Origin of the sequence: Caldimicrobium thiodismutans, from assembly GCF_001548275.1 — a bacterium.
Taxonomy (GTDB): Bacteria; Desulfobacterota; Thermodesulfobacteria; order Thermodesulfobacteriales; family Thermodesulfobacteriaceae; genus Caldimicrobium; species Caldimicrobium thiodismutans.
Genome location: NZ_AP014945.1, coordinates 1,073,327 through 1,092,582, shown reverse-complemented (window position 1 = coordinate 1,092,582; position 19,256 = coordinate 1,073,327). Strand labels below are relative to the sequence as shown.

The following is a 19,256-nucleotide window of genomic DNA, read 5'->3' as shown; positions in this document are numbered from 1 at the left end:
ACTTACTCTAAGCTTAAAGTTACAAAAAACTTACCTCGTGCAGTACGGACTCCGAGCAGAAGTCTTTTTTTCTGAGCAGATTCCTTTAAAGCCTCATACAAATCAAGGGTATTTGAGACCCTTTTTTTATTAGCCTCTTCAATAACCATACCAGAAGCAAGACCGGCAAAGTCTGCGGGAGTATCGGGAAGAACCTCTACAACCACCACTCCTTTAATTTTAGATGGAATTCCAAAGCGTCTGGCTATATCTGGAGTTAAATCGGAGACCACAAGGCCAAACTCCTCCAGAAGCTCTTGTAATTTATCTCTTTCTGCCTTGGAGGTCAAAGCTGATTTCTTTGGGGCCTCAATAACTACTTTGAGTGTTTTCCTTTCAGAGCCTCTTATGATTTCAAGATCAACTGTGGTTCCTGGTTTAATAAGAAGGATGGTGCTTCTTAATTCCGCAGAATTTTTAATCTCCTTTCCATTTATTCTTAAAATTACATCCTTTTCCTTTAACCCTGCTTTAGCTGCTGGTGAATCAGGAACCACTTCAACTACCAAAACACCTTCTTTTGCCTTTATCCCCAGTTCTTCTGCCAGACTTGGGGTAAGATCCTGAATAACCACTCCCAGCCAGCCTCTTTCCACTTTACCCTTAGATTTGATCTGCTCTGCAACAGATTTCACAATATTTATAGGAATTGCAAACCCAATTCCCATGTAGCCACCTGAGCGAGAGAAAATAGCAGTATTCATACCTATAACTTCACCTTTAAGATTAAGTAATGGCCCACCTGAGTTGCCTGGATTAATGGCAGCATCCGTCTGAATAAAGTCCTCAATATCCGTAATGCCAATACCACTTCTTCCCTTGGCACTAATTACCCCTACAGTAACTGTATGAGTTAAACCAAAGGGATTCCCGATAGCAATCACCCATTCACCAACCCTTATCAAATCCGAATTTCCAAGAGGAAGGGTAGGCAAATGATCAGCTGAAACCTTTACTAAAGCAACATCTGAAAAGGGATCTGCTCCAACTACCTTACCCTTAAAGACTCTCCCATCAAGCATCTTAACTGTAATCTTTTGAGCTCCCTCTATAACATGATTATTGGTCACAATATAACCATCACTTGAAAGAATAAAGCCAGAGCCTGCCCCTCTCTCTCTAAAACGGGGGGGTGAAAAAAAGCGTTTCATAAATTCTTCTCCAAAAAAATCAAAGGGGAAAGTGGGTTGAGGATGAGAGACAACCCTTTCTGTCTCAATGTAAACTACAGCTTTAGCTGATTTTTCTGCAACCAATGAAAAGGCCTGAGAAAACTTTTGAGCAAGCTGAATGTTTTCATCCTGGAGAAGTTTTCCATCTTCAGCTATCACTCCCTGAGCCTTGAAAAAATTAAGGTGACGCAGGGTCTCCCGAGCAAAGACCCCCAAAGCAAATATTAAAAGCATAACCAATATGGTCTTATAAGTGGGCCATCTTTTCATCTTCTCTACCCCCTTTCTTCAAAGAAAAATTTTCGAATCACATGTTCAAGAATAATCTTTAAATTTACCACATCCTCTCTATTGTAAAGGATTAGTTTTCGTAAAGCGCTTTTATCTCTATCTTCAACCCATTTCTTCCAAAGCTTGACGGCATCATATCCATTCATTCCATCGGTTTGTCTCTCAAGGCCTAAGGCCTTTTCAATCTTTTTGAGACCACCTTTAAGCCCGATAGCCCCGGTCAGGTGATAGAGATCCAGATGAATCTCGGGATAGCTTAGTCCCTGAAAGGTCTTCTTTAAAAAGGGGATATCAAAGTTTTCACCTCCAAAGGTTATCCAGAGAGGGGTTGTAGCTAAAAACCTCAGAGCCTTTTCTAAGTTGATACCCTTGACAAAGGCAAAATATCTATCTTTTTTGTATATACCAATAAGAGTAATGTCATTTCTTTCCTTGGAGAGGCCCTCTGTTTCTATATCAACAAAAAGGGCCTCCTCCGGTCTAAGAAGATATCGTTTAAGGTGTTTTTTACTATTTTGAAGCACCTCTATTTTCCTTTTCTAAATATACCTTGGGCCCATATTTTTTAACTAATTCCTGTAAAAGTTTCTGAAAAGCTTCTCTTTCCTTCTCTTTCATTAAGTCTTCTCTAACCCTATCTTTAACTTTTTCAAGGGGTAGTTCCTGAGAGGGGATCTTCTTTTCAACCTTAACAATGTGATACCCATAAGGGGAGTGGATGGGTTCACTGATTTCACCTGGCTTCAACTTAAAAACACTTTTTTCAAACTCTGGAATGGTCTCTCCTTCTCTGAGGATCCCGAGGTCTCCTCCTTTGTCACGGGATGCTGTATCATCAGAGTGAATCTTAGCGAGCTCCTCAAATTTAGCTCCCTTAAGAAGCTGAGCTCTGATCTGTTTGGCTCTATTTAAAGCCTTTTCTTCTGTTTTTTTGTCGGCATTTTTGGGAACATAGATCAAGATGTGTCTTAACTTAACTCCTTCAGGCTCTTTGTATTGGGCCTTATTTTTTTCATAATAGTCTTTTATCTCTTCCTCTGAAATATTTATCTTTGAGATGTTTTTCTGGAGATACTCCTCTGCAAGGATCATCTTCTCAGATTCCATTAATTTTTTCTTAACCTCGGGATCATCGGTGAGCTTAGCCTCCTTACCGGCTAAAGCAAAAAGAGATATATTCATCCATCTCTCAATCAAACTTTGTAAAACCTGGGTTTTTAATTCTGGTTTGGCCTGAAGAATCTGCTTTATCTGGGGATCATCTTCCATAATTTTTTGAAGCTCTGTATCAAAAAGCTTATAAGGGCCAACTTCAGCTATTAATTTTTCCGCCAAGGCCTGAGTGCTAAAAAAGAAACAAATAGCAATAACACTCAAAAGGATCCTTTTCATATCTAATACTCCTCCCTTAAGATTTTATTTTGCTTCCCGGTGGAAAAAAGCCAGACCCAGCGGTCATCCCTGGATACACTACAGTGCCCTTTCCAAGGAGGGTGCCTGGCTGAAGCACCACATTACATCCAGTCTGAACTCTATCCCCCAGGATGGCACCCATTTTTCTTAGACCTGTCTTAAATTTTACCTCATTAATTTCAAAGGTAATTTCCCTTTTTAAAAATTTCAAGTTTGCAAGTTTTGTACCTGCACCAAGATTTACCTCTGCCCCAAGGATACTATCTCCTACATAGGCAAAGTGAGCTGCCTTTGCTTCTTTTAAAAAGATAGAATTTTTTACTTCAGTTGTGTGCCCGATAACAGCCCCTTTCCCTGTATAGACACTTCCTCTCACATAGGAGGCATGACGAATCTGAGTGCCCTCTGAAAAATAGGCAGGTTCCTCAATATAACTAAAGGGCTCAACAATAACACCTTCCCCAAAGTAAAAGCGTGTTCCCTTTATATAAGTTCCAGCCATTAAGATAGCTCCCTTAATTTTCGCCCCCCGAAAAAAATAATTATCTTCTTCTTTTGTAATTTGATTCAGAGGAATAAGGTCTCCCTCAGTTGAGAGAAAATAATCCTCTAAAAGGGGCTGTTTTTGTGATAAAATTCTGGGTATCTCAGGTAAAGAATCATGTAAGAAGGATTTTAATTCTTTCAAGACCTCCCAGGGTGGTTGCTTTAAGAGACGCTCCCCTATCCACTCGGCCTTTAAGTCTTCAAAAAAGAGATTTCTGAGGTCTTCCCAGTTCATTGAGTAAGATTATACACCTTTCAGGAGGTCTTGTCAAAAATTATTTTTGGATTAAATTTTAGAGAGCTTGCCCCTGTAGCTCAACAGGATAGAGCAGCGGACTTCTAATCCGCAGGTTGGGGGTTCGAGTCCCTCCGGGGGCGCATGTGTCTTCTTGAATCTTAATTAACTTCTTGCATAAATTTATACTGCTTCCTCTTACTTCATAAAGGCCCTTTTTATATTAAAGTTCCACATATTGATATTGAAATTCAGATAAAAAGGCCTTAAAATAAAGCTATGGGGAAAAACCTACCCATCGGGATTTCAAGCTTTGTTGAGATTCGCTCAGAACCCTATTATTATGTGGATAAAACTCATTTTGTTGAAAAACTTGCCTCCGGGGGGAAATACTATTTTCTCTCTCGCCCGAGGAGATTTGGAAAATCCCTTTTTGTGGATACCCTGAAGCAGGCCTTCCTCGGAAGAAAAGAGCTTTTCCAGGGGCTCTATCTTGAAAAGAACTGGGACTGGAGTATCAGGTATCCCGTTATTCATATTGATTTTGGGGGAGGAGAGGTCAAAAGTGCAGAAGCCCTTGAGAAATGGATACTTCAGCAACTTGAGGAACATCAAAATCTCTATGATATTACCTGCAAATGGAAAGATGATTATCATGCCTGTTTCAGGGAACTAATCTTAAAACTTTCTCAGAAGTATGCATCTAAAGTAGTAGTTCTTGTTGATGAGTATGATAAACCCATTCTTGATTGCATTGAGGATAGAGAAACTGCAAAGGCAGTAAGAGATGTCCTCAAAAACTTTTATAGTGTTCTTAAGCCCCTTGATGCCCAGCTCAAATTTGTTTTCCTAACGGGAGTTTCTAAATTCTCAAAGGTTTCCCTTTTTTCAGGGCTAAATCAGTTAAGAGATATTACTTTAAGCAAAGAGTATTCAACTATCTGTGGATACACTCAAAAAGAGCTTGAAAAGGTCTTTGGGGAAGAATTGCAAGATAAGGATTTAGAGCTTATTAAATGCTGGTATAATGGTTATTCCTGGCTTGGGGAACCCGTTTACAATCCCTTTGATGTGCTTCTTTACCTAAAAGAAAGACAATTTCACCCTTACTGGTTTGAGACAGGGACTCCCAGTTTTCTTATTAAACTCCTGGTGGAAAAGAAATTTTATATCCCCCAGCTCTCAGAACTTATGGCTTCAGAGCGCCTCCTTGGAAGCTTTGATGTGGACTTTATTGAACCAGAAAACCTTCTCTTTCAAACAGGCTATCTCACCATAAAAGGAGTTGAAGAAATCCCAACGGGATACCTCTATTATCTGAGTTATCCCAATAAAGAGGTTAGAGTTTCCCTGAATAATTACATAGTGGATTATTTGACAAGGAAGGGGCCTGAGAGTGCAAGGCTTACCCTTAAGTTAACCAGGGCTTTGAGGGAGGGAAGGGTTTCCGCCTTTGGAGAGGTTTTAAAGGCCCTTTTTTCAGGGATTCCCTATGAGTGGTATAGAAGTAATGAGATAGCAGGATATGAAGGGTATTATGCCAGTGTGGTTTATAGTTTTCTTGAGGGGGCAGGCTTTGAAGTAATCCCTGAGGATTATACAAGCCTTGGAAGAATTGATTTAACTATAATTTTTGAGGAGAGATGTTTTATAGTTGAGTTTAAGGTGGTTGAGATGGAAGGAGAAAGCCCTAAGGCAATAGAACAGCTTAAAGAAAAGGGGTATCACGAAAAATATAGAGGGAAGTTCAAAGAGCTCTATCTCCTTGGCTTTGATTTTAGTAAAGATACTAAAAACATTGTTTCCTTTCACTGGGAAAAAGTTACATAAATTCTGGAAGAAAGGGCCTTACTTTTAAAGGAACTCTTTTTTGCTGACGCTTTAAATCAACCCTTTCTGGAACTGCAATTTCCCTAAAATAAGTCTTCCAAATTTCAAAAAAGGGATCTTTAAGTTTTTTTAAATCCACATCCCATTCTTCAAGAAACAGGAGCTTGCTTCTTCTTCCTTGTCCAAGAAAAAGGAGCCCCCTTAAGGTATCCACAATAAAAAGCTTTTCCTGAGGGAACCTTTTAACAAAATGTCCACCAAGGAGAGGTAATACATTATACTGGGGCTCAAAGCTTGCAAAGAGCACTCCTTCTTCTGGCGAGTAAAACCGCAAAAAACCAAGCCACCTGTGTCTCTCCCTAAGTAGGGATTTCTTTGCCTTTTGCAATTTTACAGCCTCAATAATCTGTGGTCTCAAAAATATTTCAGGATCTTTTTCAGCCTTTTTTAAACACATAGCAAGAGGTATTTCAATATTGGCCCTATCACATAGATACCAGTGATAAACCTCTCTGAGCAACTGGTCTCCTCCAATTTCATGAATAAATTTTTTAATCTTTTCAATCCAAACCTCGGATACCTCAATTTTTTCTCCAAGGAAAGGAACCCCCTTTCTGCAAAGTAAGCGTAAATTATAAACTCGTAGTTCATTAAGATTATTAGACTTTTCAAATACCAATTGAGAAAGAAGAGTTAAAAAGGCTTCCCATGTGCCATCATATAGGTAAATAGGCATAGCTTTTTGGCCATTCTGTATCTGAAAATTCTTTAAAAAGAGAGGGGTGCTTATTTTCTAATATTTTCATTTTTCTATTTCTAACTAAACATTTGCCTTTAATAGTAATAAAATAACGAGCCCTTTTAAGAGGAACGCCAAGATTTTTTAGAATCTCATCCGAAAGGGGACCATATTTTCTTGCCTGAATGATCTTTTTGGCTGAGGTTGGCCCAATTCCCGGAACCCTTATTAATTCCCAATAATCTGCTTTTGTAATTTCTACAGGAAAAAAAATAAGATTTCTTAAAGCCCAAGCAAGTTTTGGATCAAGATTAAGCTCCAAATTTTCTGAGTTTTCAAAAAGTTCATCTATATTAAAGCCATAAAAACGCAACAACCAATCGGCTTGATAAAGACGGTGTTCCCGAAGGAAAGGAGGAGATGAGAGAACAGGAAGAGCTGGATCCATATTTAGAGGAATATAGGCAGAATAATAAACCCGTCTTACCATCTTTTTTATATATAATCTTTGTGCCAAATTTAAAATAGTTTTATCTGTATCTGGACTGGCACCAATTATAACTTGGGTAGATGCTGGAGCCTTTATCTCTTTATTTTCATATTGTTCTCTTACTATCTTTAAGGGAGCAAAAAGAAGGGCAAAGTTCTTTTCAGAAGCTAAGGCTCGGAGTGAGGTCTCTGTAGCTAATTCAAGATTGGAGCTAACTCTGTCTGCAAGTTTTAAAGCCTCTGAAATTAACACATCACTTGCTCCTGGGATAAGTTTTAAATGTATGTATCCTCCAAAGTGGTATTTCTCTCTTAAAATCTTTATAGCTCTTAACATAAGCTCCATAGTATCATCTGGGGAGCGATAAATCCCAGAGCTCAAAAAGAGCCCCTCAATGTAGTTTCTTCTGTAGAATTCAATAGTTAGACTGGCAATCTCCTCAGGAGTAAAAATGGCCCTGGGAACATCATTTTGCCTTCTGTTAATACAATACTTGCAATCATTTTTACAGAAATTGGTCATTAAAATTTTTAAAAGAGAAACACATCTTCCATCAGCACTCCAGGTATGGCAAATCCCAGAGATATACCCATTCCCTATACCCTGGGCAGGTGTTTCTCTTCTACTTCCAGAACTACTACAGGAATTATCATATCTTGCAGACATAGCAAGAATATTAAGTTTTTTCAATAAACTTCTATCAGGACTAAGAATCTGCAAATTCATAGACCCAGTTAACTTTTTATTTCTACTCTTTTAAATTAAAACCTTATTTAAAAATCTCAACTTCTCAGGTCCCCCCTTTAAACCTTTATAAGACCCTTACCAACCTTACAACTTGAAAACCCTCTAAATTCTGGCAAAATACCTTTATGTCAAGGAAGAAACATCCCATTCCCTATGACCTTTTTGCCAAGGCCTTCCTCAAAGACCCTGAAAACTTAAAAGCCTTCCTCTCAACCTTCCTCCCTGATCACATTAAAAGGCATCTTGACTTTGACTCCCTTAAAATTATCCCGGAAGAGCAAGTTTCTCTCTCAAGAAAAAAGCGAGAAATCCCAGATATTGTTGCTGAGGTTAATCTTCTTAGTGAAGGTAAACCTTCAACCAAAGCCCATCTCTATATCCTTATTTAGCACAAAAGTGCACCTGATAAAAGAATTTACCTTCAGATCTTAAATTACATAACCGCTTTAAATGAAAAGTCTCTCAAGGAGGGAAGGGGATATGTGCCTGTTTTACCTCTTGTATTCTATGAAGGGGATAAGCCCTGGGGGTATCCTGAAAGGATAGAGAAGATATTTTCAGTGCCAGAGGGGTTAAAGGGGGAACTTTTTAGGCTTCATGTGGTAGATTTAAAGAGGAGTGAGGAAGAGAAGTTTTATCAGCAGGGGATTGAGCAAGGGATTCAACAAGGGGATATATCATGGGGTTAATATAGTAAGCAAGGGAGCTTGTGCTTGAGGCTATAGAGGTGAAGCTCGGGTATGTGCCGGAGGAAGTGAGGTAGAGGGTTGCAAGGGAGGAGGATAGAAAAGTTCTTAAGGAGTGGCATAGAGAAATAATTCTTGCGAAGAGCTCTGAAGATATCTTTAAACTCTTTGAAAATTGATAAATTCATATTTTTTACCTATCTATATTAACTCAGAAACAACAAGAGGATATTTTGTATAAATAAAAATACTACCTCAAAAATTATAGAAGGACTGTATTGGAAGAATTCAACGAGTAATCATCAAAAGGATTTTTTCTCTTTAGGATTCAAAAGATGGGGACGCATACAACAACTTGAATTTTTGGATTTTAGGGTTATTTTAAAGAAAAATTTTTAAAAGGAGAGGTTTGGCTATGAAAAAAGATATTCATCCCCCTTATTATGAAGATGCAGTGATTAGGTGTGCCTGTGGAAATGAGATAAAAGTTGGCTCAACGCGCAAAGAGATTAGGGTTGAGGTCTGTTCTAATTGTCATCCCTTTTTTACTGGAGAAACCCGCTTTGTTGATACAGAAGGAAAAATTGAGAAATTCATGAAAAAATACTCTAAATTCTATCAAAAAGAAGAGTCCTAAAAATTTTTATTATATATGAGTCTTGCTAAGTTTTACTTAGATAAACTTCAGGCACTGGAAACTCGGTATGAGGAACTCTCATCATGGCTTTCTGACCCTCAGGTTATGTCTGATCCCGAAAGATATGCCAAGCTTGCTAAGGAGCTTTCTTCCTTAGAGGATGTAGTCAAGACTTTTCAGGATTATAAACGAGCCCTAAAAGAGCTTGAAGAAAATAAGCTTCTCCTTGAAGAAGAAAAGGATGAAGAGCTCAGGGCCCTTGTTCGAGAGGAAATTAAACTTCTTGAAGAAAAAATAGAATCTTTGGAGAGAGAACTTCCCCTTATACTTCTTCCCAAAGATCCAAATGATGAGAAGAGCGTTATCCTTGAAATCAGGGCTGGAGCAGGAGGAGAGGAGGCTGCTCTCTTTGCTGGAGAACTTTTGAGAATGTATCAAAGATATGCAGAACGCAAGGGCTGGAAGTTTGAGATTCTGGATGTCAATGAAACTGGTCTTGGTGGATTTAAAGAGGTTATTGCAAGAATTGATGGTAAGGGAGCTTATAGTAGATTAAAATTTGAAAGTGGTGTTCACAGGGTTCAAAGGGTGCCGGTCACAGAGTCTTCTGGAAGGATTCATACTTCTACCTGCACAGTTGCCGTGCTTCCCGAGGTAGATGAAGTAGATGTTGAGATACGCCCTGAGGAACTAAAGATTGAGACCATGCGTGCAGGAGGGCACGGTGGTCAACATGTGAATAAAACAGAATCTGCAGTAAGGATCACTCATATTCCTACAGGTATTGTAGTTTCCTGCCAAAACGAACGAAGCCAGCATCAAAATAAAGCAACTGCCCTCAAAATCCTTAGGGCAAAACTTTTTGAGCTTGCTCAAAAAGAGCAGATGGAAAAGGTCCAGCAGGAAAGAAGATCCCAGGTTGGAACAGGTGAAAGAAGTGAAAAAATTCGCACCTATAATTTTCCTCAAAATAGAGTGACTGATCACCGGGTTGGAATTACAAATTACAATCTTCCAGAAGTCTTAGATGGAGGATTGGATGAATTTATTGATGCCCTAATAACCCACTTTCGTATGGAATCCCTAAAAAGAGAAGAAGAGTCCTTACGCTTGGCTGCCTAAACCCTATGATATCGCACTATAGTTTTGGCTCTCTTACCTATCAGGATAAAACTTTCACCAAAGATTTAATCATTCTCAAAAGCTCTTCCCAAGAAAAAATCCTTTCCCACTGGTGGAGAAAGGAAGGACACTACCTTCAGGTTGAAGATCTGGAGGAGGTCTTTTCCTTTAAACCTCAATATCTTATTGTTGGAACAGGAGCAAGCGGCGTTATGAGAATTGATCCCAAAGTAGTTGAAAGAGCTAAGGCTTTGGGAATTGTTTTTGAGGCCTATCCCACAGAAAAGGCTGTAAAACGCTTTAACGAGCTTCTCAAAGAAAAAGTCTCTTTAGCAGGAGCCTTTCATCTCACCTGTTAATTTTTTCCAATTCTAAGGCTTTTTTTCCAGAAACTTATTCTAAGAATTTTAGCCTTGTTTTTCTTAACTTTTTAACCCTGATCCTTTTCTAAATTAAGATGTAAAATTGGGGCTTTCTTACCAGTAAATAAATTTTTACAAGTTATTCCCAGCGCCAGGGATTGCTGGATGGTCCTGAAGGTGGGGATACGGTTTGAGGGGGAGTTGAAGGAATAGGAGGTGCCTGTGGTGTAAGGGCTTGTGGCGGTGAAGGAGGAGAAGCTCTCTGAGGTTGAGGAGAGGATATGGATGGTTGAGGAGTGATAGAAGGTTGAGAGGGCACTGGCTGTTGCGTAGAAGTTACCCCTTGCGGAGTTATAGGAACAGGTTGGGGATAAAGGGGTTGAGGATAAACTAAGCGAGTATTATCCTCTCCAAAGGGCCAAAGCCATCTCTTCATCTTGGAAAGAAGCCCTTCCTCCTGAGGCTGCCTCTGATAATAGTAATAAGGGGGAGGTGAATAATTATAATAAGGTTGAGGAGGATAGTAATAGAGATAGGGAGGTGGAGCCTGGGTTTGATTTCCCTTGGCCCTTTCCTCTTCAGATTTAGCAAAACCAACTCTTGGCTTATTTCCTGAAAGTTCAATAACCAGATTTCCTAAAAGTCCTCCTTCATAAGCAGGATCCCCTATACCACCAAAGCGTGGTTTGGCCTTCTCAACAGGGGGCTCTTCAGGAATTGGTCTTACTGGATAGGGTGCATATCCAAAATAACCTCTTTCAGGATGAGCCCTTCCTGGAGCATAATAAGGAGCCCCTGCCATGGCAAGAGAAAGATCTTCTTTATAAAAGTCCTCTTCCTTTCCTTCAATGTAATTTTTTGATTTCCTTGCAAAACGGGTAAGCTGGGGAATTAGATCTGAAAGACCTTTTATTTCTTGAAAGAACTGAGCTGGCTTTTTGGTGTTACTTAAGTCCATAATTTGAGCATCAATACTTACCACCTCTCCTGCTACCGTAACACTTCCCCAGATAACATAGTCTGCAGAGAGTTTTTTGGCTAAGTCCTGAGCTGTATTTTTATCTATTTTTTTATTCTTGAGTTCCTCTTCTATCTTTTCTGCCTCAATTACCTGTATTTTATTCGGTATAAAAAGCCTGCTTGTGAGCATCTCTGGGATAGCTCTTGCAAGGTAGCTTAAATCTTGCTGAGAATAGACCTCAAAAGGCAAAATAAGAACCTTCTTAGGCTCCTCAGCAAAAATCCTCTCTGAGGTAAATACAAAAAAAAGGAGAAGAATTAAAAAGCTTCTTTTCACAGATTTATCCATTTTTCAAGTTTTCCTTTTTAAGATAATCCTCTTTAATAAAAAAACAATACTCCCCACAGCCAGAATTTGTCAAGGGCTCTGCTTGTTAATCCTAAAAAATGTTTTATAATTTATAGACAAAGTTTGGAGGGGTGCCCGAGCGGACGAAGGGGGCGGCCTTGAAAGCCGTTGAGGGAGCTTGCTCTCCCTCCGGGGGTTCGAATCCCTCCCCCTCCGTAAATCTATTAAATCAGCTGGTTTTTCAAGTGCTCAAAAAACTTTTTTCTAAAGTTTCCCAAAAAGAAGCCCAGGAAGAACATAAACCTTTAGAAGATACGACTGAAGCCCCCAAGAAAAAGAATCTATTTGAGCGTTTCAAAGAAGGGCTCTCTAAAACCAAGGAAAAGCTTACTTCTGCCTTAAGTGAAGTCTTTGAAGTTGATAGACTGGTTGATCTAAATCTTCTTGAAGAGCTTGAAGAAAAACTCATTTTAGCAGATCTTGGTGTTGAAACCACCCTACATCTTCTTGAACCTTTTAAAAACAAGGTAATAAAGGGAGAACCCTTAACCACAAAGGAATTAAAAAGGCAATTAAAGGAAAAAATGCTTGAACTTTTAATAGAATATGAAAAGCCCTTTCCACCCTCCGAAAAACCCTCGATTCTTTTCTTTCTCGGGGTAAATGGTGTGGGTAAAACTACTACGATTGCCAAATTAGCTAAGCGTTTCAAAGAAGATGGAAAAGAAGTTCTTCTTGTTGCAGGAGATACCTTTAGAGCAGCAGCTATTGATCAATTGAAGATGTGGGGTGAAAGGCTTGGCTTAGAGGTTTCCCATCAGAAAGAAGGAAGTGATCCTTCTGCTGTTATTTATCAGGGCCTTGAAAAGGCTATCAAAGAAAATAAAGACCTTGTTCTTGTTGATACCGCTGGAAGACTTCACACAAAATATAACCTTATGGAAGAGCTAAAAAAAATGAACAGGGTCATGGATAAGCTTGTTCCAAAGGAAAATAGAGTCAATATCCTTGTGCTTGATGCAACAACTGGCCAGAATGCTATCTCACAGGCAGAACATTTCTCAAAAGCTATACCCCTTTCTGCTCTAATTATTACTAAGATGGATGGCACAGCCAAAGGTGGAATAGCCTTAGCAGTTTCTTATAAATTTAAGCTTCCCATTCTTTTTATAGGGCTTGGAGAAAAAGCTGAAGATTTACTTCCCTTTGATAAACATGCCTTTATCAATGCCATTCTTCCCGATTAAATCCCTTCTTCTTATCGGGCCAACAGGGGCAGGAAAAACCCCTCTTGGAGGGGAGCTTGAAAAAAGAGGGCTTTTCGGAAAGAAAGTGCATCACTTTGATTTTGGAAAAAACTTAAGAAAGGTTGCCCAAAATGAAATACCACTTCCAGAAAGGGATAAAGAATTAATCATAGAAATTTTAAAAGATGGTAGACTACTTAAACCAGAAGAATTCTATCTGGCAGAAAACCTTCTTAAAAATTTTTTAAAGCTCTGTAACTTTGAAAAGGAAGATATCCTTCTTTTTAATGGCCTTCCAAGAAATCTTTATCAGGCTGAAAAACTTTCCTATTCTTTTCATATTGAAAAAGTGATATATCTTAAGATGGACAAAGAAACTCTTTATTTTCGTTTGAAAAATGATCCTGCTGGAGATAGAAAAGAAAGGGAAGATGATCTTGAAGAACTCCTTCAGAAAAAGCTTAAGTGGTTTTATGAACAAAATCTTCCCCTCCTTGATTATTATTCTACAAAAGGGGGACCTATTTTGGAAATTGAGGTGTCTGAAGGGGATACGGGTTTAACTCTTTATCAAAAGCTCTTATCTCTCTGGGAGAGAGAATGATTTACCTTTTTGTGGCCTTAGGAGGGGCATTTGGAGCCTTAGCAAGATTTTTGATTTCTGACTTTTTTGCTAAACACCTTTGTGCCTTTTTCCCCTGTGGAACACTCTTTGTTAACCTCCTTGGTTCCTTTTTAATCACCTTTCTTATGACTTATTTTCTTGCCTCAGGAACAGACCCCCTTTATAGATACCTTATCGTGGTTGGATTTCTTGGATCCTTTACCACTCTCTCTTCAGTAACCTATGATACCCTCTTTCTTTTCAAAGAAGGATATACCTTTTTAGCCTTGCTAAATATTTTTTCCAATTTTTTTCTCTCTCTTTTATCTGGAATTGGTGGCCTTGCTATGGGAAGAATTTTATTTTATAAATAGATTTTAGGGGGTAAAATGGAGGTATATAATCAAGAAGGTTATATTTTAAGGATCTATGTGAGAGAGGAAGATCGTTATGAAAAAATGCCTCTTTATAAAAAAATTTTAGAGATGGCTAAAGAATCTGGTCTTTCTGGTGCAACTGTCTTTAGAGCTATTATGGGATATGGGCCTTCAAGGAAAATTAGAGCCATCTCTTTTGCCGATCTTTCTTCCAATCTTCCCATCATGATAGAAATTGTTGATACCAAAGAAAAAATAAATAAATTTTTAACGGAAATAAATGGACTTGTTAAACATGGCCTTATTACCCTTCAACCCATTGTTATTATAAAAAATTTACCTTGATCTTCTCTGGAGGTTTTATAAGTTTAACAGTAAAAATTGGAAATTTTCTCTTCAGGTGGAGAAGTTTCTTTCCCTTAATTTTTCTCTTTTTTGCCTGGAAAACCTTTATAACCCCTGAAGTCTTTGAAAAAAATAGTCCCCTCTTTGAGAACTTTTTTGAAGCTTTTTGTTTTCTAATTTCCTTTACAGGACTTATTATAAGATTTATTATTGCTGGATACACCCCAAAGGGAACTTCTGGAAGAAATACCAGATCTCAAAAAGCATCTACCTTAAATACCTCTGGTTTTTATTCTATAATAAGACACCCTATATACTTTCTGGGAAATTTTCCCATATTTCTTGGATGGCTTCTTTTTACTGAAATCTGGTGGCTAATCATTTTAGGAATTATCCTTTTCTTTGGTTATTATTATTTTATTGTCAAGGCAGAAGATTATTTTTTAAAAGAAACCTTTGGAGAGACCTGGGAGGCCTGGGCTAAAGTAACCCCTGCTTTTTATCCTGCTTTCTGGAAGAAGTGGACCCCCTTTAACACAACCTTTAACCTTAAAAAGGCCCTTAAGAATGAAATACCAACTTTTTTTATCCTAATTCTTGTCTATGCCCTTGTGGATACTATAAGAGACCTCATTACCGAAAGGGAGATAGATTTTTTCTGGCTAAGTATCGCCCTTCTAAATATGGGATTTTATCTACTATATAAATATTTTATTAAAAAATTTCTAAAATACTAAATGTTTTCTCAAGAAAAAACCAAGGAATTTCTCCTTTTAAGATTAAAAGATAACGGGGGATTTGGGGCAACACCTCTTCTTCCTTCAACTCTTGAAGACACCTATTTTGGAACTTTAGCAAGCTTTTTTCTCTCAGCTACCTTTTTTAAAGAGGTAAAACCAAAGATAAAAAGATTTTTATTTCAATTAAACTTTTATGATCTCCATGACCCCTTCAAACTTTACCAAGGGATAAAACTTTATCAAGTCTTAGAGGTAGAACTTCCTTCAGAACTGAAAGAATATATAAAAGAGAAATTAACCCTCTGGTCTCTTTCAGAAGCACTAAAACCAGCAAGAATTTTTGCCCTCTGGTATTTATCAAAATTCATTAATGAGAAGATGATAACCACTGCATTAGAAAATAGAGCAAGTTCCTTTGAATTTAAAACCCTTGAAGATCTTTTTTATCTTTCAGAGATAAATCACGGGCTTAAAGATAAATACCTTGATTTTGTTTTAAGAAGTCAGAATGGCGATGGTGGTTTTGGCTTTTATCCAGGCACTACCTCTTTCCTTGAAAATACCTTTTATGCTCTGAAAATACTTTCAGGTCTTAGTATACATAGGAATGTATTTCATAAAGCCCAACATTTTATTAGAGCCTGTTATAATGATGATGGTGGGTTTGCAAGAAAGCCTGGTGGTATCTCTTTTCTTGAATCAACCGCTTTTTCTATTGAAATTTTAAACTCCCTTTCTAAATCCATGTCAATTTAGAAGAAAAATTTTCCTTTAATTTTATGTTAAAAAATTCCTGAGTTTTAAACATAAAATTCTACATGGATTTAAAGGGCTTTTTCTTTTAATTTTTAAATTTTAAAAGGAAGCTATATTAAGTTCTCAGATGTTAATGTTCAATTCCAGAGGGACTACATATAATTTTTCTTTTATCTTTTAAATTCAAAAAAATAAAATAGAATATAAGGTTATGTCTACAAGACTAAAATTTCTTTTTCAAAGAACCTATTCTTCCCCTGAGGAACTTCTTCATAAAAAATTTACTATAGCCGAAGACCTATTTTCTTCATGGAAGGACCATTTTCTAAAACAAGAGGACTTTTTGAATCTTTTAAAAGAATATGAGCAGGCAGTTTTAAATTCTAATTCAATCATGGAAAAGATAAAAAGTTTTGAGGAATGTTACATTTGTTCTGTAATTGATAAGAAAGGTTGTTGCAAAGCAGGGCTTGAAAATGAGGTAACCATTAACATTCTTTTAATAAATATGTTTTTAAATAAAGAAATACCATTAGAGCGAGAGGTTTCAGGTAGATGTTTTTTTGTAGGCCCTAAGGGCTGTAAAATTTTTGCCCGGCCCTATTTGTGCCGAGAATTCTTCTGCAAGAGACTTAAAGAAAAATTTAGAGAAGAGGAGTATATAAAGTTAACTCAGGCAATTGCTGAGGAGTTGACTTTACTTTATAGACTTTGTGAGTATATTAAAAGGGAATACCAGTTTTTATTGGGAGAGTTTCTTTTTGAGATGGATATAACGGGATATTCGTAATATATAGGGCAGACCTGTATGTCTGTCCCTGCAAAAGGAGGTGTATAATATGAAAAAGTTTCTTTTAATTTTCAGCTTTGTCTTTTTTATTTCAGCTTGTGCAAAAAAAGAAGTTCCTCCTGTAGTTGAAGCTCCAACGCCTCCTCAAGTTGAAGTAAAAGAAGTAAAAAAAGAACCCTCAATGGGTGAGAAAAAAGGAGAGGAAATATCCAAAATTTTAGGAGAGGAAAAAAGAGAAATAGCTCCTACATCAAAGATGGATAGAGAGCTCTGGAAACTTTATGGAAGATCAACCCCACCTCTTCTTGCCATTTTTTTTGATTACGATGACTTTTCCATTAGATCAGATATGTGGGATAGAGTTAGGGCTAATGTGAGATACTTACTTGAAAATCCAAATGCCAGGGTAGAATTACAGGGAAATTGCGATGAAAGAGGAACAAATGAGTATAATATGGCTCTTGGTATGAAAAGGGCACTTGAAGTTAAAAAGGTTTTGGTTAAACTTGGAGTTGATGAATCCAGAATTAATGTTATAAGCTTTGGTGAAGAAAAACCCCTATGCACGGAAAGTGATGAGTCTTGCTGGTCTATAAATAGAAGAGTTGATTTTGTTTTGAAATAATATCCCCATAAGGAGTCAACTATCAGAAAATATGTTAAGGTAAAAATGGAAGTTGAAGGACAGAGAGACAGCCCCCTTTTGGGGCTTTTAAGCCCAGGTAATATGGAGTTTTTGTCCATCGTTTTTTTTAAATCAAGTAAAGGAGATATACTTATATTATAAACAAAAGGAGGTAAGAAATAAAATGAACAGAGGATTTGCTTTATTCTTTGGATTTTTAATTTTAAGTTTAGTCCAATTTAATGGAGTGGCTTTGGCACAACAGGAAACTGTAAAAATCGGAATGATTGACATTAAAAGGGTTATTAATACCTCAAAGTATGGCCAGGAAGTTATGGAAAAACTTCAAAAGAAGTATGAAGAACTTCAGGCCAAACTTGAGGCCAAAGGAAAGGAGCTTGAAGCCCTAAAAGATGAGATTGAGAAAAAAAGTCAGCTCTGGTCAGCAGATATGAGAGAAAAGAAACAGAGTGAGTATCAGAAAAAATTAAGAGAGCTTAAGACCTTACAAGAGGATGCTCAATTTGAAATGCAGGAATACGAAAAAAAGCTCCTTGACCCTATTTTTAAAGAACTGGAAGGAATTATTAAAAGCTATGTAGAAAAGGAAAAATATGATTTAATTATGGAAAGAGGACAACCCGGTATTTATTATGTCTCTCCAAAAGTGGATATTTCTCCTGTTATTGTTGATCTTTTTAATAGGCATTATGATGAAACCAAAGGAAAAGGAGTAAGCCCAGCTCCAAAAAGTGAAGCCCCCAAGTCCAAGGAAACAAGTAAAACAGGAACATCAACCAAAAAATAAACTTTGAGTAAATACTGGATTATCGGGGATATAGGAGGGACAAGCTCTCGGCTTGCCCTCTTATCTTTACCTCAAAATAAATTTAATCAGCTCAAGATCTATAAAAATCAGAATTTTTCAAATTTGCAAGAAATCCTTTCTATTTTTTTAAAAGAGATAGGACACCTTGATGAACTTTCTCTTTTTCTTGCGTTAGCAGGGCCAGTTTTGGCAGGAGAAGTCAAAATTACAAATCTTAACTGGACAGTAAAGGCTAAAGATTTAAAGAAGGTTTTTCCCTTTCAAAGGATTATCATGGTTAATGATCTCTATGCCCTGGCTGGAAGTATTTTCCTGCTTTCTAAAGGGGATATACTGGAGATCAAAAAAGGTAAAAATTTAAAACCCTATCCAAAGGCCTTTTTAGCTGTGGGCACAGGTCTTGGAATAGCCTTTTTACTCAGTAAAAACCCATTAAAAATTCTTGCTTCAGAAGGAGGACACACTCCATTTCCTGCACAATCCCGAGAAGAGTTTGAATTTTTAGAGAATTTAAGTCATCATGGATTAAAAGGCACCTATGAAGAGGTCCTTTCAGGCAGAGCTTTGGCGAATTGGTATTTCTTTTATAGCAAAGAAAGGCTTACCCCTGAAGAAATTAGCACAAAAGCAAAGAATGGAGACCCCTTAGCCCTAAAGGTAATAGAAAAGATCTTTTCAATCCTGGGAAGAATTTGTTATGAAATTGCAGTTACCCTTCAACCCTTTGGAGGGATTTATCTCGGGGGAGGTGTTTTACAAAATTTAAAAAATTTTTTTGAAGATCCCTATTTTAAACAGAGATTTCTTGAGGAGTTTTATTTTACTGAAAAATTAAGAACTCTTCTTGAAAGGATACCTATTTATCTAATTTTGCATCCCTTTCCAGGGCTTTTAGGAGCTCAAACCATTCTCCGTAGCCAGTTAAAGAAATAGACCTTGTGGTTTCATCAATAAATTGAATTTTAATCTCAAGAAAATCTTCCTTGGGGAGAAATGTTAATTTTTCAGCCCATTCAATAAGCATAATATGGGTATTAAGATATTCCCAGAGTCCAAGTTCTTCAATATTAAAGGATTCTAAGCGATAGAGATCAACATGAGCAATAGGATAAATTCCCTCATAGAGATTAATAATGGAAAAGGTAGGACTGGTAATGGCAATATCTGGGTCAACCTTTAAGCCTTCACAGATACCCTGAATAAAGGTAGTTTTTCCGCTTCCAAGGTCACCATAAAAAAGCACAATATCGCCTGGTTTCAGGTATTTGGCAAGGATACGAGCAAATTTTTTAGTCTCATTAGAAGATTTACTTAAAATCTCCAGG

At 37.4% G+C, this 19,256-nt stretch carries 22 protein-coding genes, 2 tRNA genes and 1 pseudogene; 17 read left to right on the top strand and 8 right to left on the bottom strand.

From position 1 onward, the window contains the following. Nucleotides 1-2 precede the first annotated feature (2 nt). From THC_RS05390 to THC_RS05375, 4 genes are read right to left on the bottom strand one after another with little or no spacing between them, the layout of a single operon-like run. Nucleotides 3-1,481: a DegQ family serine endoprotease gene (locus THC_RS05390; RefSeq protein ID WP_068514422.1), complete on the bottom strand. Its 1,479-nt coding sequence runs from the start codon at nucleotides 1,479-1,481 to the stop codon at nucleotides 3-5. A gap of 5 nt (nucleotides 1,482-1,486) precedes the next feature. Beyond that, nucleotides 1,487-2,026, bottom strand: a complete 540-nt coding sequence (locus tag THC_RS05385) for a ribonuclease H-like domain-containing protein (protein WP_068514417.1) — start codon at nucleotides 2,024-2,026, stop codon at nucleotides 1,487-1,489. Then, nucleotides 2,013-2,894, bottom strand: a complete 882-nt coding sequence (locus THC_RS05380; protein WP_068514414.1) for a peptidylprolyl isomerase — start codon at nucleotides 2,892-2,894, stop codon at nucleotides 2,013-2,015. Before THC_RS05380 ends, THC_RS05385 begins: the two co-directional genes overlap by 14 nt. Before the next feature lie 16 nt (nucleotides 2,895-2,910). Beyond that, the gene (locus THC_RS05375; protein WP_068514410.1) at nucleotides 2,911-3,696 is read right to left on the bottom strand and encodes an LbetaH domain-containing protein; all 786 of its coding nucleotides are present in this window, start codon (nucleotides 3,694-3,696) and stop codon (nucleotides 2,911-2,913) included. Nucleotides 3,697-3,765: 69 nt separating this feature from the next. Here THC_RS05375 and THC_RS05370 point away from each other — a divergent pair. Both THC_RS05370 and THC_RS05365 read left to right on the top strand, forming a co-directional pair. Beyond that, nucleotides 3,766-3,839, top strand: a tRNA-Arg gene (locus THC_RS05370). A 136-nt stretch (nucleotides 3,840-3,975) separates the two neighbouring features. Beyond that, a complete protein-coding gene (locus tag THC_RS05365) occupies nucleotides 3,976-5,526 on the top strand; it encodes a PD-(D/E)XK nuclease domain-containing ATP-binding protein (RefSeq protein ID WP_068514407.1) in 1,551 nt (516 codons plus the stop codon). Here the strand turns inward: THC_RS05365 and THC_RS05360 are convergent. Further along, a complete protein-coding gene (locus tag THC_RS05360) occupies nucleotides 5,519-6,262 on the bottom strand; it encodes a TIGR03915 family putative DNA repair protein (RefSeq protein WP_068514405.1) in 744 nt (247 codons plus the stop codon). The two genes, THC_RS05365 and THC_RS05360, sit on opposite strands and share 8 nt — an antisense overlap. Then, nucleotides 6,243-7,481, bottom strand: coding sequence for a putative DNA modification/repair radical SAM protein (locus THC_RS05355; protein WP_082706324.1), 1,239 nt, complete (start codon nucleotides 7,479-7,481; stop codon nucleotides 6,243-6,245). Before THC_RS05355 ends, THC_RS05360 begins: the two co-directional genes overlap by 20 nt. Nucleotides 7,482-7,627: 146 nt before the next feature. On the opposite strand from THC_RS05355, the pseudogene THC_RS09605 reads away from it, so the two are divergent. The 4 genes and pseudogenes from THC_RS09605 (at nucleotide 7,628) to THC_RS05330 (ending at nucleotide 10,306) form a co-directional block, all read left to right on the top strand. Further along, nucleotides 7,628-8,191, top strand: a pseudogene (locus THC_RS09605) (Rpn family recombination-promoting nuclease/putative transposase). A gap of 412 nt (nucleotides 8,192-8,603) precedes the next feature. Then, nucleotides 8,604-8,825 (top strand): 50S ribosomal protein L31, encoded by a 222-nt coding sequence (gene rpmE / locus THC_RS05340; RefSeq protein ID WP_068514398.1) that lies wholly within the window; start codon nucleotides 8,604-8,606, stop codon nucleotides 8,823-8,825. A gap of 15 nt (nucleotides 8,826-8,840) precedes the next feature. Then, the gene (gene prfA, locus THC_RS05335) at nucleotides 8,841-9,947 is read left to right on the top strand and encodes a peptide chain release factor 1 (RefSeq protein ID WP_068514394.1); all 1,107 of its coding nucleotides are present in this window, start codon (nucleotides 8,841-8,843) and stop codon (nucleotides 9,945-9,947) included. A 5-nt stretch (nucleotides 9,948-9,952) separates the two neighbouring features. Beyond that, the gene (locus THC_RS05330) at nucleotides 9,953-10,306 is read left to right on the top strand and encodes an Mth938-like domain-containing protein (protein ID WP_068514392.1); all 354 of its coding nucleotides are present in this window, start codon (nucleotides 9,953-9,955) and stop codon (nucleotides 10,304-10,306) included. A gap of 142 nt (nucleotides 10,307-10,448) precedes the next feature. Here THC_RS05330 and THC_RS05325 read toward each other — a convergent pair whose 3' ends face one another. After that, the gene (locus THC_RS05325; protein WP_068514389.1) at nucleotides 10,449-11,618 is read right to left on the bottom strand and encodes a hypothetical protein; all 1,170 of its coding nucleotides are present in this window, start codon (nucleotides 11,616-11,618) and stop codon (nucleotides 10,449-10,451) included. A 125-nt stretch (nucleotides 11,619-11,743) separates the two neighbouring features. Between THC_RS05325 and THC_RS05320 the strand changes: the two genes are divergently transcribed. From THC_RS05320 to THC_RS05270, 11 genes are all read left to right on the top strand, one after another. Continuing rightward, nucleotides 11,744-11,834: transfer RNA gene (locus THC_RS05320), tRNA-Ser, on the top strand. 29 nt (nucleotides 11,835-11,863) lie between these two features. After that, a complete protein-coding gene (gene ftsY / locus THC_RS05315; RefSeq protein ID WP_082706322.1) occupies nucleotides 11,864-12,865 on the top strand; it encodes a signal recognition particle-docking protein FtsY in 1,002 nt (333 codons plus the stop codon). Next, entirely contained in the window at nucleotides 12,846-13,469 is a 624-nt protein-coding gene (locus THC_RS05310) for an adenylate kinase family protein (RefSeq protein ID WP_167344327.1), read from the top strand. The genes ftsY and THC_RS05310 overlap by 20 nt, the downstream gene beginning before the upstream one ends. After that, nucleotides 13,466-13,843, top strand: coding sequence for a fluoride efflux transporter FluC (locus tag THC_RS05305; protein WP_068514382.1), 378 nt, complete (start codon nucleotides 13,466-13,468; stop codon nucleotides 13,841-13,843). The genes THC_RS05310 and THC_RS05305 overlap by 4 nt, the downstream gene beginning before the upstream one ends. A gap of 15 nt (nucleotides 13,844-13,858) precedes the next feature. Beyond that, the gene (locus THC_RS05300) at nucleotides 13,859-14,191 is read left to right on the top strand and encodes a DUF190 domain-containing protein (RefSeq protein ID WP_068514379.1); all 333 of its coding nucleotides are present in this window, start codon (nucleotides 13,859-13,861) and stop codon (nucleotides 14,189-14,191) included. Continuing rightward, nucleotides 14,188-14,928, top strand: a complete 741-nt coding sequence (locus tag THC_RS05295) for a methyltransferase family protein (RefSeq protein WP_068514375.1) — start codon at nucleotides 14,188-14,190, stop codon at nucleotides 14,926-14,928. Before THC_RS05300 ends, THC_RS05295 begins: the two co-directional genes overlap by 4 nt. Beyond that, a complete protein-coding gene (locus THC_RS05290; RefSeq protein ID WP_068514372.1) occupies nucleotides 14,929-15,687 on the top strand; it encodes a prenyltransferase/squalene oxidase repeat-containing protein in 759 nt (252 codons plus the stop codon). It begins immediately after the preceding gene. Nucleotides 15,688-15,898: 211 nt separating this feature from the next. Then, on the top strand, nucleotides 15,899-16,477 hold the full coding sequence (locus tag THC_RS05285; RefSeq protein WP_068514370.1) for a hypothetical protein: 579 nt from the start codon (nucleotides 15,899-15,901) through the stop codon (nucleotides 16,475-16,477). A gap of 49 nt (nucleotides 16,478-16,526) precedes the next feature. Further along, nucleotides 16,527-17,102, top strand: coding sequence for a peptidoglycan-associated lipoprotein Pal (pal, locus tag THC_RS05280; protein WP_068514367.1), 576 nt, complete (start codon nucleotides 16,527-16,529; stop codon nucleotides 17,100-17,102). Between the two features lie 184 nt (nucleotides 17,103-17,286). Beyond that, the gene (locus tag THC_RS05275; protein ID WP_068514361.1) at nucleotides 17,287-17,910 is read left to right on the top strand and encodes an OmpH/Skp family outer membrane protein; all 624 of its coding nucleotides are present in this window, start codon (nucleotides 17,287-17,289) and stop codon (nucleotides 17,908-17,910) included. A gap of 3 nt (nucleotides 17,911-17,913) precedes the next feature. Then, nucleotides 17,914-18,864: a glucokinase gene (locus THC_RS05270; RefSeq protein WP_068514358.1), complete on the top strand. Its 951-nt coding sequence runs from the start codon at nucleotides 17,914-17,916 to the stop codon at nucleotides 18,862-18,864. Here the strand turns inward: THC_RS05270 and tsaE are convergent. Next, nucleotides 18,788-19,249 (bottom strand): tRNA (adenosine(37)-N6)-threonylcarbamoyltransferase complex ATPase subunit type 1 TsaE, encoded by a 462-nt coding sequence (gene tsaE, locus THC_RS05265; protein WP_269447041.1) that lies wholly within the window; start codon nucleotides 19,247-19,249, stop codon nucleotides 18,788-18,790. The two genes, THC_RS05270 and tsaE, sit on opposite strands and share 77 nt — an antisense overlap. Nucleotides 19,250-19,256: the final 7 nt, after the last annotated feature.

Coding starts and splice junctions, on each gene's coding strand:
- THC_RS05390 (WP_068514422.1), bottom strand. CDS start 1,481: ATGAAAAGATGGCCCACTTATAAGACCATATTGGTTATGCTTTTAATA.
- THC_RS05380 (WP_068514414.1), bottom strand. CDS start 2,894: ATGAAAAGGATCCTTTTGAGTGTTATTGCTATTTGTTTCTTTTTTAGC.
- THC_RS05375 (WP_068514410.1), bottom strand. CDS start 3,696: ATGAACTGGGAAGACCTCAGAAATCTCTTTTTTGAAGACTTAAAGGCC.
- THC_RS05365 (WP_068514407.1), top strand. CDS start 3,976: ATGGGGAAAAACCTACCCATCGGGATTTCAAGCTTTGTTGAGATTCGC.
- THC_RS05360 (WP_068514405.1), bottom strand. CDS start 6,262: ATGCCTATTTACCTATATGATGGCACATGGGAAGCCTTTTTAACTCTT.
- THC_RS05355 (WP_082706324.1), bottom strand. CDS start 7,481: ATGAATTTGCAGATTCTTAGTCCTGATAGAAGTTTATTGAAAAAACTT.
- rpmE (WP_068514398.1), top strand. CDS start 8,604: ATGAAAAAAGATATTCATCCCCCTTATTATGAAGATGCAGTGATTAGG.
- prfA (WP_068514394.1), top strand. CDS start 8,841: ATGAGTCTTGCTAAGTTTTACTTAGATAAACTTCAGGCACTGGAAACT.
- THC_RS05330 (WP_068514392.1), top strand. CDS start 9,953: ATGATATCGCACTATAGTTTTGGCTCTCTTACCTATCAGGATAAAACT.
- THC_RS05325 (WP_068514389.1), bottom strand. CDS start 11,618: ATGGATAAATCTGTGAAAAGAAGCTTTTTAATTCTTCTCCTTTTTTTT.
- THC_RS05310 (WP_167344327.1), top strand. CDS start 12,846: ATGCCATTCTTCCCGATTAAATCCCTTCTTCTTATCGGGCCAACAGGG.
- THC_RS05305 (WP_068514382.1), top strand. CDS start 13,466: ATGATTTACCTTTTTGTGGCCTTAGGAGGGGCATTTGGAGCCTTAGCA.
- THC_RS05300 (WP_068514379.1), top strand. CDS start 13,859: ATGGAGGTATATAATCAAGAAGGTTATATTTTAAGGATCTATGTGAGA.
- THC_RS05290 (WP_068514372.1), top strand. CDS start 14,929: ATGTTTTCTCAAGAAAAAACCAAGGAATTTCTCCTTTTAAGATTAAAA.
- THC_RS05285 (WP_068514370.1), top strand. CDS start 15,899: ATGTCTACAAGACTAAAATTTCTTTTTCAAAGAACCTATTCTTCCCCT.
- pal (WP_068514367.1), top strand. CDS start 16,527: ATGAAAAAGTTTCTTTTAATTTTCAGCTTTGTCTTTTTTATTTCAGCT.
- THC_RS05275 (WP_068514361.1), top strand. CDS start 17,287: ATGAACAGAGGATTTGCTTTATTCTTTGGATTTTTAATTTTAAGTTTA.